Source organism: Clostridium sp. M62/1, assembly GCF_020736365.1.
Lineage (GTDB): Bacteria > Bacillota > Clostridia > Lachnospirales > Lachnospiraceae > Otoolea > Otoolea saccharolyticum_A.
On the sequence record NZ_CP085988.1, the window covers coordinates 177,024 to 190,483 of the forward strand.

The window sequence follows — 13,460 nt, forward strand, 5'->3', positions numbered from 1 at the left end:
TTTTTATTGTTCGGAAAGAGGTGGCCTGATATGAGTTTACCAAAACGAAATAGTGCGGACGGGCGCTGTTACTGGATGAAGCCCGAGGTGCAGGAGGAACTGCAACCGCTCTTTGACCAGTGTATCCAGGATGCCATTGACGGGAGAATCACGCGGCTTGATTCCCTCTGGCCGCCGGTAGTGGTCAGCAGCGAAGGCGCACCCTTTGAGGTGCACGCTCTGGTGAGAAAATGGACCGAAGCGCAGCAGGCCGAGACCCTTGACGCGGAAAAGGCCATTGCTTTCAGCGAAAACCTGCGCCGCCAGAGCCGCTGGGGTGAAATTGACTACTATTTACTTGATATGCTGAAACGGGAGCTACAAGAGAAGTATTTTGTTGTGACAGGCAATGAAGATGATCACTTCTGGGATCGGGAGTATTCCCTGAAACCAGGTATCCGTGCAGAGGAGGTCCCGGAGCCGCTGCTGCGTTTTGCCTGCTATGTGGCGGTGAGCTATAAAGTGTATGGTTTGGACTTTGAGTATCTGGACGCCAATTACCTCTTTGGATTGGTGGAGAAAGTCCGTCCGGATATGGTGAAAAAGCTCCGGGAACACGGGACCGGCAAGCTGCCGCTCTCTCTGCAAAAGAGGAAAACAGAGCACTTCACTGCATCGGCCAACGATGCCTTTGCTGTGATCCGTATTACTGCCAGGGACAACACGGAGGAATGCTGCCGTGAAGTGCTGAACTACCTGTGTGAGATTCTGGAGCAGGAGGATTTTCCCCGCAGCTATGCGGTGGAGTTCAAAGGGCCGGAAAAGAGTTATCTTCCCATCACAGGACTGCCCAAAAAGGGAGTAAACCAGCTCTTTGCCTGTGCCGTGGAGTACCCCGGCCTCCACCCCCTGATGGAACAGTACGCCCGGCTTGCCATGCGGCAATATGAGCAGTACACCAATCTCAGCGATGAGCAGTGCGCGCTCCCCGGAAGTTTTGCCGTGTTCGCCCTGGGAATGCTGGGGCAAGAGTGGCGGCAGCTGGTATGGGATTATCTCGATCTCTGCGATGATGAGCACTCCCACTTACAGGAAAAATTCCTCCGGGAGTATGTGAAACAGTTCGGATTTACCGCCGATACCGTCCCTGTATTTGTCCGTGGGGTGCTGTCCATGCAGAACATGAAGTATTCCAAGGACTATGCCGCGTGGATGGCAAACGCAGAAAGCCTGGACGCTCTGCTGGAGGCAAAAACCCACCTGTCCGAGATCGTTCCAAGCGGTTTTTCCTCCGACGAGGATGACGATGATGACGAGGAACCCGCCGAGGAAACAGAAGCCAGCCCGGAGGAAGTGCTGCAATACGCATGGGAGACGGTCTGCTATGTGATCTGGGGAAAGGGCAGCGCCAAGGGTGGTCAAAAAGTGGTGGAAGCAGCTTCGGAGGAACTGAAAGAGCGTTGCCGGCAGATTTTTATTCCAATCACGGAGAGCCTGGAAGAAAGAGGTGGCCTGCTATGAGTTTACCGAAACGAGACGGCGTGCATGGCCGTTATTATCTGATCCATAAACCGGACACAGACCCCGAAGTGCTGGAACAAGCCGATCAGTGCATTCAGGATGTGTTGGATGGAACCGCAAAAGAAAACCATTCCGGCTACCCGGTGGTTGTTCGGAATCAAAACGGAACACCCTTTCTTCCCAGCCAGCTGCTGGAGCGGTACCTGTCCAAACTGCCTTTGAAGGGATTTCCCTATGCGGATGCGGTCGCCTTCTGCGATGCCCTGCGGCGGCTGGCGGGCTGGAAAGAGATTGACCACACACTGGGACAATACATCGAACATCAGGTGCAGGAGCGGTATTTTGAGGTTGGAGAGAAAGAGGATTACTTTTCCGCTTACCCGCCCTGCACCGTGTGGCCCGAACTGAGGCCGGAGGATGTGGATGACGGCCTGCTGCGCTTTGCCTGCTATGTGGCGGTCTGTTATACGGTATATGGAGCCAGCTACAACTCCCTCACCACCGAGCACATTCTCGGCCTGGTTTCCCAGATTCGCCCGGACATGGTGAAGCAGCTGAAAACGGGCGGCAGCGGCAAATTGCCAAAGGACATCCAGCGGCGTAAGACGGAGCATTTCACCGCATCGGCCAATGATGTGTTTGCTACCATCCGCATCACCGCCAGGGACTCCACGGAGGAGTGCTATGCTGAAATTCTGGATTACCTGTGTGCGGTGTTGGAGCAGGAGGGATTTCCCCGCAGTTACTCGGTGGAGTTCCGTGGGAAGGAAAAACTCTATCTGCCCATTCCCGGTCTGCCCAAAAAGGGCGTCAATCAGCTCTTTGCCTGTGCTGTGCAACACCCCAATCTGCATCCGGCTATGGCGCGATACGCTCGTCTGGCTATGCGGGAATTTGAGTGGTACCAAAACCTCTCAGATGAAGCCTGTGCGATGCCCGGCACCTTCGCCGTGTTTGCCCTGGGGCTGGAGGGAGAACCGTGGGCACCGCTGGTGACGGAGTATCTGGATCTCTGCGATGACGAGCACTCCTCCCTGCAAGGGAAATTCCTTCATGCCTTGATCCGAAAGTTTGGGTTCCAACCATGGACGCTGGGGGTATTGGTGCGGGGCGCATTATCTATGCAGTGGCTGGAGCCTGCCAGAGAATTCCGCAGCCTGATAGCCAATAGGGAAAGCCTGGATGCACTGCTGGCAGTCAAGCGCCGCTTTTCCGCTTATCTCCTGCCGGAAGAAAACGAAGACCCGAAATTCCGGGCCATCGCTTGGCAGAGCCTGCTCTGGGCCATCTGGGGGCAAGCCTCTGAAAACGGCGGCAGCAAGGTCATTAAGACGGCTCCGAAGGAACTGAGAGAAAGGTATCAGGAAATTTTTCAATAGACTATAAGGAGGACTCGGATGAGTGAAGTAAGCTATTCAAATGTACCTCCCATGATGGCTGCCATCAAAAGTGGTGACATAGAGGCGATTCGTTCCCTGCTTCACGCAGGGCATTCTCCCAATGAGCCACAATGCTATCATGTAATGATTGGAGATTGGCCGCGGGATGACGAAGCCTCTCCGCTGGAATTGGCTGTACTGGAAAATCGGATGGACATGGTACAGCTCCTGATCGAATGCGGAGCAGATTTGACCCATAACCCGGAAGAATTGCTTTGTGGTTCCCTGCGCAGTCAAGACCTGACCCTGTTTTCCTTTTTGGTAGATGTGGGAGTCAGAATCCCCGCAACGCAAAGGGATATATGCAGGCTGTTTCTCCACTTGGTGGATCGGGATGAGCCTAATGTACTCCCCATTTTGAAAAGGATGGGCATGGATTTGAAACAATACGGCGGTGAAGCCCTGCGCAGTATGGCGAGCCATGGAAATCAGCTGCTGGTGGAGTATCTGATTCAAAACGGGGCGGACATCAACTATCACAAGCCAGATATGGTGTTTCCCTACGCTTCGACTCCTGTCACTGAAGCTGCACGGCACAACGATTTTTCTATGGTGCGCTGGCTTGTGGAACAGGGTGCAGACATCACCATCCCGGATAAATACGGTGACCGGCCCTACACCGTGGCAGTACAGAACAAAAATCAGGAAATGGCCGCCTACTTAAAAGCTCTGGAGCCGGAGGAATGGCATAACGAACAGGAAAAGGCGCGTCAACTCATGCCTTACAAGCTGCCTGCCAAGCTGGTGGAATACTTAAAGACCGGCCCCTTGCGTCTGGAATTTCCAGAGCGGGAACTGGTGAAATGGGCGGAACTGTACCCCTACATGGATTTACAGGAGATGACCTGGAAACGGAAAAAGTTGCTCTCCCTTATGGCGAAAATGGACAATTACAGCGACTATTTGCTGCTGTGGAGTCCCAGAGATAAGAAACTCTGGTATCTGGACATTGAGCATAAGGAGTTTCATCCGTTAGCCAAATGGGAGGAATTTATTGCTGATCCCGGAAAATATCTTAATGGAATGATTGAGGGCGAGTTTGAGGAATAAGGAGAGAACACAAATGACAAAAGATCAACTCTTATCTTTATGGAATGCGGATAACTGGGAGGTAATGAGTTGCGGGGTCTACTTTACGGCTCACCGGGCAGATAAGGAACTGCATATCAACTGCAATGATTATACCGAGGCAGAGATTCTGGCAATGCCCTTCTGGGAGCGATTAGCTCAGGAACTGGATGAGCTGGACCGGCAGGCCCACGAGATCTTACAGAAAGAATTCCCTGATGATGAGGACATCCCCGATCTGCCCCTGACCGACATCACGATAGACAAGTCCGGCTGCTACGGGACATTTTCCCTCTGCTACGATACTGGGGACTCTCCGGCTGGGGAACTCTATCTCAATGTGTCCTTTGACGAGCAGTTCGTGCCAAGTCCGAAGGTTGGCTACGACACCTTTTAATACAGGGAGGCTCCCCTATGGCATTAAAAATGAACTTTCGTGAAGTCACCCCGGAAGATACCGAAATTCTTCGTATGATAGCGTTGAGAAACGGGAAAGCAGAAGATTACCTCTGCTGCGATGTTACCAATGAGGATGGTGTAACGCAGACTACCTGGTATAGTAAGGCGGATGTGGCCCTCTGGGGGGAGGATTATATCCGGGCGCACACCACAATGAAGTACAGCGATTATAGCGGATGGATCATCATTCTGGATATGGAGCCGTGGAACGATACACAGGCATCACCACGAAAAAAGAAGAAACGGGATTCCTTTCCCCAAATCCCTACCTGGCTGGAGGGCCATGTCAAAGAACGAAAACAAAAGCGCCTGCCCACCGTGACCCTCTGCTCCTCTGCCGGAAATGAACTGCTGGAAGTGTGGTATTACGGAGAATTGCTCACAGTGAAGGGAGAGTCCCAATCCTATATCATAGATAGAGGCGAGACCCCCGGACTGGTGGCAGCCCGCGACCCAGAGAGCGGCGAGGAGTTCGTCATCTTCGACGGTGGGCAGCATGGTTATGATAATATGTTCTGCGATGAACACAATCCAGCCCAGCTGGCGCATCGCCCCCTCCAGCGGTATGAGATCCCTGCCTCCAAGTTGGTGCTGGAACTGGGCTACAATATCGACTATGAGGATGAAAAAGAGAGCTTCGAGGTAGACGAGGCTGATACCGTGGAACTGGTTAACGGTGAGCGGATGCCCTGGGAGCAGGTCAAACGGGACGGCATTGACTACATTGCACTTTACTATGTGAATGATAAAGGAAAACAGTTGCAGATTCTGGATGCGGAACTGGCATGAGTACAATAGGACTGTTTTGGTAAGAATTTGATGATTACTGGTGTTGATGATGTAAGCCGAGAAAAGAAGTAAGGTGTGTGATCAATGATTACTGGAAAGTATTTGGAGAATCCAGCATTATATAGTCCCGATGAACTCGAACGATTGGACAACCATATCGAAAAATATTTTGGAAAAGCCACAACAGTGGTTCATGAGTTTTTCAGCGAAGATATTCATGTTGATGTCTCCATCATTCCGCCCCATGAGGAACATAACTATTATACTTTGGTAACCACAGGCATGGGTGCGTTTTCGATGAAGATCCCAAGTGAATACCAAGAGGATGGCCTTCCCTCTCGGATAGAACTGATGATGTGCCTTCCGCCTGAGTGGAACCCTGAAAGTAAGGAAAGCCAAGAAAATTGGCCAGTAGAGTTGCTTCGCTATTTAGCGAGGTTTCCAATCATAGAAAGCACTTGGCTGGGCTATGGGCATTCTATTCAAAACGGAACACCATACGCAGACAATACATTGCTGGCAGGGTGTGTTCTTTTAGGCGTACAGGATGCGCCGGAGGGTGCTGCCGTCTGTAAGCTCTCAGATGGAAGTTGGGTCGGTTTTTATCAGGTGATTCCTCTGACAGAGAATGAACTGGAATACAAGATTCAGCATAGTACAGATGAAATGCTGGAATACATGGAAGATGTAGACCATGTTGTATATTTCCAAAGACCGGATACTAATTTTGAATCACATTAGCAGAATAAGGAGAGAAGCAAAATGGAACAGGCATACTGCACCGCAGTTTTCTGGCGCGGCGGAGAAAAGATTGATCTGAATGGACTAAAACCAGATGCGGTACGGTGTCTGTCTGTGACGGGAGAGCGGAAGGTGAATCTGTCCTTCCTGCGAGATTATCCCAATCTGGAGGAACTGACCCTAATGGAAAAATGTGAGGGTGTAGAAGTTCTCTCCGAGCTAAAGCAGCTTCATACACTGTCCCTATGGCTGTCGGCCCCTGTTTCCTGGGACAATGTTTCTCTCCCCGGCCTGCGTGTTCTCCACCTGCGTGGGGAAAAGAATGGCGACATCACCCCGCTTCTCTCCAGCATTACCAATCTCCATTTGGAGGAAATGCGGAAAACGGAAGATCTCACCCCTTTCCTGACTCCGGCGACCCGGCTTCAGAAACTCTATCTCCAGTCACTACCAGCTGTGCAGAAACTACCGGCTCTGGATGGGCTTCCTTCCCTTTATGCCCTGAAACTCTATGAACTGCATAAACTCAGCGATTTGTCCGCCCTCTCTCACAGCCATTTGCGCTACTTTGCCGCCTCTCTGATCGGGGATAAACTCTCCGCCCAGGCGCTGGCAGATGCTGTGCTGGCAATTCCCGGTCTGGAGGCAGCCGCGCTCCAGCTGGTAGACCGCTCCGGGCGGCGCTATGGCAGTATCCAAAAAGCCTTTGCCGCCGCTGGGAAATCCGGATTGCTGCGGGAGGAAATTAGTGCTTTGACCACATGGCTGTCGCTGTAACCTGGGGGTTGGGGCAAGAATGATATGGAACAGTTTTTTGAACATTCCGATTTGGGATTGGGAGCACTGACCTTTCAGAAAGGACCAGGGACCATCCACTGCTGGACTGGAAGAATCGCAGACACAGAGATCCTGTTTTCCATTATTTTGAACACATCTGAACTTCAGTCGGCAAACCTGAATTTTATCCGTTCTGTGCTTCAAAACTGGCGGGAGTATCTTTCAAAAGCGGAGCATGAGATTCAGGCGCAGATTGGTAAAAGCCCTGAGAAGTTTGGATTGCAGCGCGCTCCATTCCCTGAAACGGAGATTCCCGCCGAGCAGCCGCAATTTCTGTTTTATGATGAGACAGAATGGGGCCTGCACTTTGAGATTTGTACCCTTCCTGTGGGGGAGCCATTTGGACTTATGGTTGAGTTTTCAGGGGATACGCCAACGGATGTATATGGCTTGTCGGAAGCGGAAGAAATAGAAGAATAAACGGAATAAGGGGGGGCAGTTGGTGTTGAACTTTGCAGAACAAATCGCAGACGCATTGGACATTTTGAAATTTGACGGAGCCGTACAGGACACTCTGGCGGAACTTCGAGGGAAATGGGGCGCACAGGTCCCGGCGCTGCTGGATGAACGCTTTGATGCCGTTGGCGTTCAATATATGAAACTATCCCATGAAAAAGGGGCGGCGGCGTTGGGGCAGGAGCTGTCTGCCTTCGGCTGGGCACTGTATAACCTGGACGATGAGGACGAGTATCTGTTTGCCTTGATCCCAGAGGAAGAACGCAGCGAATGGGAACGCTACTGCAAAAGGCAGGGGCAATATTGTCACCTGATGAAACAGCAAGGACGAAAATGGGGCGACCATGCCAAGGAGCAGGACCCTGGAAAGCTAATGCCCTGCGAGGAATACATACTTCAGGATGAGTACGATTATTTCTTCAACTCCCTGGCGGGTGATTTTGCGGCGGGCGAATGGAAAAACCAGGATGCAGAAGAATGGAAAAACGGCTGTGTGGCCGATCTGCGCCAGCGTCCGCCCCAGGTGACCCGCGCCCACAGCTTGCCGCACCTTGGGTGCCTCACTTATTCCGCAGAAAATGGACTCTATGCCGCGTCCAGGGCCGCTGGCAGCGGGACTATTGGCCGAGCATTATTGAGCAAGAATCCAGCCACGCTTAACTGGGCCGAACCGTCCCCCATTGGATATGACGGTCCACCCCAGACCCTGTGCTGGGCTGACCATTCCCTCTGGGTGGGTGATCCCACCAACGCTACACGGATTGAACTGACAGACCGGGGCACCTGTCAGGATGTGAAAAACTGGACTCTGCCGGAAGATGGATGGAGCACCAAATACCATTGCGGCATTACGACAGACGGTCTGGGCCGGGTCTACTTTTCCAACGAGTGGTACAAGGGGCAGATTTACCGCTGGGAAAACGGCAAGGTAACAAAACACACCTTCTCTCTGGATGGATACGACCATCTCTCCGAGGCCGTTCCCGTTCCCGGCACAGGCCGCATTACCATGATCCACGCAGTCAGTGGCAAGGGGCGGATGGAAGAATGCCTGCTGGAACTGGACATGGACACCGGGCGATGCCGCATCGCCCCCCTGCCCGGAATGGGCGAGGGGCTGAAACTGCGCTGGTTTACCGGGGACTGGCTGCTGGTGCAGGGAAACGGCGAGATCCTCTCCGATGACTTTGCCCAGCTCATCAATAGGAACACCCGTGAAGTGCTGCGTATCCGTCCAGGAATGTTCGGCGGGGAGAAAATGCAGCACATTGGAATACTCACCGATGGCACGGTGGTCATCGTCACCCGGCGGGATAGGGTTGGGCCGGTATTTCGTTATCCCATCGACTTCTGGGGCTTTCTGCGGACGGTAAACAAGCCCAAAAAGCTGGAATGGCAGGAGTACAAAGAAATGTACCCGAATCTGCCCATCTTCCTACCGCCCAAGGCCACAGAGCGAAAAATCATTCTCAAAAAAGACAGCCTGACCATCCTGGGGTCGGTATTTACGCCGCCGTTTACCCTGTCGCAGCTGGCGGAAAAGTTGGGGCCTGCCCGCATTGTCCTGCAAAATGGAACACGGAAAAGCCCCATGACTGGCCGAGAGAGTCCCTATACCCAGGCACTTGCTTTGTGGGACGAGCTTGGACTCCAGGGCTGGTTAGATGAAGATGAGCAGACCATCAAAACCCTTGGTGTCCGGGTAGCGGCACAGGGAGAGTATGCGGTTCGGCAGACATTTGACGGAACGGTTTGGATCGGGTCCAAGGACTACCGGGAGGCCAGTTGGAAGGATTTCGCCGGATTTGCCCATACCCTCAAATTAGGCGGCTTTACCGTTTATACCCGCTTGCCGGGTCCTGTTCCAGGGGAGCAGTCCGCGCAGAAAGCAAAGCTGGAGGCCCTCTCCGCCATGGTGCAGATCAGCTGGAAAGAGCCAGAGCAAAAGGCGGCGAAAGCGCAGAAATACAAGTTATCCAAGCCGACTGAACCAGTGCTCACCTTTACCAGCTTCAACTTCAAGCTGGCGGTCATGGAAGTCCTGATGTACGAGAAAGGCTTACTGGCTCCTAAACTGGATGCCCATGAGTTTGCCAGAGAGTATAGCCGACGCAAGATCGACATTGACGCGGAAGGGTATGAACCCATCCCAGAGATTCGGAAGTGGCTGGAACAATACCCTGTCCCGGAGCGGCTGGCCCCGGAGGTCACAGAAATCGAGATGGATGGCGGCAGCGAGATTTATACCCAGCTCTGTCCGTTCTGGGATGGCGAGGATGGAGCCTTTGATCTTAATACCATTACTGAGGCGGAACTGCGCCAGTTCCCCAATCTCAAACATATTACCCTCATGTCCTCCAAGCCGGAACAGGTGCTGCCCGTTCTGGAACGGTGCGGTATCAAGGTAGACTTGCTGTGAGGTGCGCTGCTATGAACGAAAAACTATTTCGCCCACAATTTGATACCTTGAAACTGTCCGATAAGCTCTGGCTGATGCAGACGCTGGCGACTCGTTATCATTTGACATTCAAGGAACTATACGCCTTTTCCCGCTGGGGACAAAGCTGCACCACCGGCCTATTTGAAAAAGGTGGCCGGGAGTTTGTCTTTGTCCCGGGCGATACCGTGATTCTTGGCTGGGAGAGTTTTGTCCAAGGAATGGACAAGGCCAACCAAGAGGAACTGGCGGATATTTTTGCGGAAATCGAATATGAGGGCTCTGCGGAGGAATTTCTCAGGCAGGGCATGACCCCAGTACGCCAGGTGACCATCGCCCCCATGTTCGTGGGCAGAAAACTGGAGGAAATTGGCTGGGAAAGCGTACCCATGAACGATCCACGCATCACCGCCCACCCCGACTGGCTGGAGAACTTGCAGAAGTGGGCGGGCCAGAACAGCCAGAGCTTTGAAATACACGAAACTGTCCGCTTTGAACGCAATGGTGATAGCTGGCGAGCGTGGCTGTGCCATCCAATGACCTACCCGGAATTTCAGCGGTCCCTGTTGTGGGAGCTGGCAGCCAGCCTTCCCACGCCGGATGAGTGGGCCTATCTGTGCGGGGGCGGATGCCGCACCCTGTTTCCCTGGGGGGATGGACTGGACCACAAGATGAAACTGCACCACTTTGAAAACGGGGAAGATCAGGGTAAGCCATACGACATGGAGCAGCCCAACTTCTTTGGCCTGTCTATCGCCTACGACCCCTATAAGCGGGAGTTGGTAGACGGGAAAACATTGACCACCTGCGGCGGCGACGGCGGCTGCAATGTCTGCGGTGGCATGGGTCCTTTGCTTGGATATTTACCCTGTTCCCCTCACTGTAAACCGGAGGTTCGGGAGGATAATGAGATTCACAATGACTATGACTTTTTCCGTCCTGTTATCCGGGTGCAGACATCCGGGTGGAGAATAGTATCACCCGAAAATGAGAGGTGATATTGATGAAAAGCCGATTGGAGCAATTATTGGACGAGCTATTAAGACAAATTGATATACCTGCGATGGAGCAAGCCATGTCCAAGCAGTATAAGAGCCAGATCCGCAGACGCTGGGAACTTCCGGCAGACTATTGGATGCTGTTGGAGCGCTGCTGTGGACTGCGAACCGTGTGGAGCAATGATACCTATGAGGCCCTGGAACTGTGGGGACTGGATACCCTTGTGAAGGGCCAGGAGGGATACGCCTATAATCCTGTGGAACAAAAGGTAATTAAAGATTGGGACGAGCATCTTGTGGTGATTGCGTCTGATGCTGGTGATCCATACTGCCTGGACCTGCGACGGAACGATACAGCCGTGTTCTGGGCAGAACATGGCGCCGGAACTTGGGACTTTCAGCCTGCCTTTGATTGTTTGGAAGATTTTCTCGAAAGCGTTTTGGATGTACCCAAAACGCAGGAATATGAAACAGCATATCCCTATCACTACATCCGCCTGATTGTAACCGGGATTTCCGACACCAAAAAGGCTCTGGTGTTTCTAAAACAGCATTTTGGCGACAGCAGCTTTCAGCAGACAAAAGACAGGCTGAAAGAACTGCCGCTCTTGATCTATTCCGGTCTTGATACCGGAACCGCCCCGCTGGAAAACTCTCTTGACCGCTGGGGATTGATGTACGAAAAGCAGCAGATTTCGTTGGAAAAGTTTCTGGAAGATCAAGCATATATCCGCAATCTGTAAGGTCGAAGCTGCGTTGTGCAGGTGCGATTCATCGGCATTGGAGCCCGCTAAAGACAATCCAAATGAGCAAAGTACACAATGATGTGATTTTTGGAGGAAGTCATGATCAAAGCAATTATGAAAATCCATACCACTTCTTCTTCGGTTACATTTGTATGTGGCGATGTTGCTATTATTGGAAACGGTGAGTTTCGGGCTTCATCAGGAAAAGTGGATGGCTTTATCCTGTATGCCGACACTTTACAGTATGAAAACGGGGCGAAGCTCTCACGGGATGAACAGGAAAATTTGAAGTGCCTGTATCAGCACTTTGTATTGAATCGTGAAGATTTCATAGACTGGGATATTTGAAAAGAGATTTCCCCATGAAATGTTACCAGATTGAGCACAGGAGTAAGGAGGAAAGCTATGGAATGGCCAAAACGGGCGCGGACAGCGGATTGGGAAAATGGTGTCCTGGCCTTAGATAGAGAGAAACAATTTGAAGTCCCGAAGCTGACCGCAGAGATCATGGAGCGGTTGGCCGGTTACACCCTGGTGGGCTTCCATGTGAAAGGGTATCCGGTGACGGATGAACTGCTTGCCCCCTTTGCCGGGCATAAAAGTATGGTCAACTTCGGCGTGGAGAACGGCGCCCTCACCGACGCCTGTTTCCCCTTTTTTTCCGCCATGCCCAAGCTGCGCTATCTGCTGCTGACCGGGAATGCCGGGATCGACGGAAGCGGCTTGTCCGCCCTGCAAAGCTGTAAGCTGGATCTACTGGCCCTTGACCACACCAGGCTGGAGGATGCCGGTCTGCTTCGAGCAGCCTCCATCCCCAAACTCTCCCACATCTGGATCGACCACACTGCTGTTACTTATGATGGACTACTGGCTGTCGCCGGCAACAACTACATCCATCCGGTGGCCCATGTGCAATTTACCAAGGAGCAGATGGAACACTTCTCCCAGCTCCAGCGGGAAAAGGCCAAAAAGCCCGTCCAGCTGGATGAGCAGGCAGCGTCGGAATGCCGCAATGTGTTGTCCGCTTTCTTTGCCGAAATGACAGAATGGGAGCAGTATATGGATCAGGTTGGGTTTGAAGATGCCGAGGCTGTGCCCCGCCTGCTGGCGATCTGGGAGAAGTATGTGAGCGAAAAGCCCCGTCCGGGCTATCTGCCTCTGGCCCTCTCATACAGCGCCCAGGGCACCTACAACGGGGAAGAATTCCTTGACGCGGAGCAGATCACTAAAAACAAGCTCTACATCTACACCAGAGAGAAAAATACCGGCTTTGACCGCCGCTTTCTCATGAAGCGCGTGGGCGAGGGTTGGATGATTGACGCAGTGCAGGAGCGGCTGAACGGCTGGCAGCGCGTGGGATTGTAAGGGAGGCATAATGGATGATATATAGGTTTACGGAAGTATTAAACGATCTTGTTAATTATTTTCTCCTTGGTGACATTTTGTTGCTGGAGGACTGGAAGCAGGCAAATCATCTTTCAGATGATTTAGCGATGGAGTTTACCACAAACGAAAGCGGCGACAGGATATTTGCCGAAGGAATTGTAATCCCAATGACCGGTATTGAAAACTATCCCTATACCATATTGTTCAATCTCTCTGGTGATAGACCGGAGCTGTGCAAAGAAAGAAACCGATTGCAGCTTAGAAAAAGTGGCTATTCCCTCAAAGTAGATCATAATATGCTGATGCTTTTTACATGGCCAATATTGGAACAGTTTACGCCTGAAAAGGTGAAAGATCTGATTTCTTACTATAGAGTGCATAAGAAGCCGATGATTGAGCTTGCAAATGGCTGGTATCATATCGAGATTTTGGGTGGAGAAACCTTGCAGGACGGGGACTATGAACCTACATTTGAGTTTGTGATACAACCAGCCACAAATGAAGAAGCCACCATAAATGCAGATATGAATTTTAGCTTTGAAATTACAAGCTCTGCTTATTAGTGAAACCTATCCCTACCGAAGATGGAAAAGGAGATCATGAT

Annotated in this window: 14 protein-coding genes; all 14 read left to right on the forward strand. The window is 52.0% G+C overall.

Annotated elements, in window-relative coordinates; translation table 11 throughout:
* The first annotated feature begins 30 nt into the window (after positions 1 to 30).
* The 14 genes from LK436_RS00985 to LK436_RS01050 all read left to right on the forward strand — a co-directional run bounded on the left by LK436_RS00985 (position 31) and on the right by LK436_RS01050 (position 13,419).
* Positions 31 to 1,500, forward strand: a complete 1,470-nt coding sequence (locus LK436_RS00985; protein ID WP_166460492.1) for a DUF6138 family protein — start codon at positions 31 to 33, stop codon at positions 1,498 to 1,500.
* Positions 1,497 to 2,879: a DUF6138 family protein gene (locus LK436_RS00990; RefSeq protein ID WP_008394723.1), complete on the forward strand. Its 1,383-nt coding sequence runs from the start codon at positions 1,497 to 1,499 to the stop codon at positions 2,877 to 2,879. The genes LK436_RS00985 and LK436_RS00990 overlap by 4 nt, the downstream gene beginning before the upstream one ends.
* 18 nt (positions 2,880 to 2,897) lie before the next feature.
* A complete protein-coding gene (locus tag LK436_RS00995) occupies positions 2,898 to 3,989 on the forward strand; it encodes an ankyrin repeat domain-containing protein (protein ID WP_044930290.1) in 1,092 nt (363 codons plus the stop codon).
* A gap of 13 nt (positions 3,990 to 4,002) precedes the next feature.
* Positions 4,003 to 4,404: a hypothetical protein gene (locus LK436_RS01000; RefSeq protein ID WP_008394721.1), complete on the forward strand. Its 402-nt coding sequence runs from the start codon at positions 4,003 to 4,005 to the stop codon at positions 4,402 to 4,404.
* A 17-nt stretch (positions 4,405 to 4,421) separates the two neighbouring features.
* Positions 4,422 to 5,255: a hypothetical protein gene (locus LK436_RS01005; protein WP_008394720.1), complete on the forward strand. Its 834-nt coding sequence runs from the start codon at positions 4,422 to 4,424 to the stop codon at positions 5,253 to 5,255.
* A gap of 84 nt (positions 5,256 to 5,339) precedes the next feature.
* Positions 5,340 to 5,996 (forward strand): suppressor of fused domain protein, encoded by a 657-nt coding sequence (locus LK436_RS01010; protein ID WP_008394719.1) that lies wholly within the window; start codon positions 5,340 to 5,342, stop codon positions 5,994 to 5,996.
* 21 nt (positions 5,997 to 6,017) lie between these two features.
* Positions 6,018 to 6,773 carry a hypothetical protein gene (locus LK436_RS01015; protein ID WP_015544605.1) on the forward strand — a complete coding sequence of 252 codons (756 nt, stop codon included), beginning with the start codon at positions 6,018 to 6,020 and terminating at the stop codon, positions 6,771 to 6,773.
* Between the two features lie 24 nt (positions 6,774 to 6,797).
* Positions 6,798 to 7,253 carry a hypothetical protein gene (locus LK436_RS01020; RefSeq protein ID WP_008394717.1) on the forward strand — a complete coding sequence of 152 codons (456 nt, stop codon included), beginning with the start codon at positions 6,798 to 6,800 and terminating at the stop codon, positions 7,251 to 7,253.
* A gap of 22 nt (positions 7,254 to 7,275) precedes the next feature.
* Complete coding sequence (locus tag LK436_RS01025) at positions 7,276 to 9,708, forward strand: DUF6892 domain-containing protein (protein WP_008394716.1); 2,433 nt, start codon at positions 7,276 to 7,278, stop codon at positions 9,706 to 9,708.
* A gap of 11 nt (positions 9,709 to 9,719) precedes the next feature.
* Positions 9,720 to 10,724 (forward strand): hypothetical protein, encoded by a 1,005-nt coding sequence (locus LK436_RS01030; RefSeq protein WP_008394715.1) that lies wholly within the window; start codon positions 9,720 to 9,722, stop codon positions 10,722 to 10,724.
* A gap of 5 nt (positions 10,725 to 10,729) precedes the next feature.
* Positions 10,730 to 11,467 carry an SMI1/KNR4 family protein gene (locus LK436_RS01035; protein ID WP_008394714.1) on the forward strand — a complete coding sequence of 246 codons (738 nt, stop codon included), beginning with the start codon at positions 10,730 to 10,732 and terminating at the stop codon, positions 11,465 to 11,467.
* 102 nt (positions 11,468 to 11,569) lie between these two features.
* Complete coding sequence (locus tag LK436_RS01040; protein WP_006354168.1) at positions 11,570 to 11,818, forward strand: hypothetical protein; 249 nt, start codon at positions 11,570 to 11,572, stop codon at positions 11,816 to 11,818.
* Positions 11,819 to 11,875: 57 nt separating this feature from the next.
* Complete coding sequence (locus tag LK436_RS01045) at positions 11,876 to 12,835, forward strand: NTF2 fold immunity protein (protein WP_008394713.1); 960 nt, start codon at positions 11,876 to 11,878, stop codon at positions 12,833 to 12,835.
* Positions 12,836 to 12,849: 14 nt separating this feature from the next.
* Entirely contained in the window at positions 12,850 to 13,419 is a 570-nt protein-coding gene (locus LK436_RS01050) for a hypothetical protein (RefSeq protein ID WP_005928002.1), read from the forward strand.
* Positions 13,420 to 13,460 lie beyond the last annotated feature (41 nt).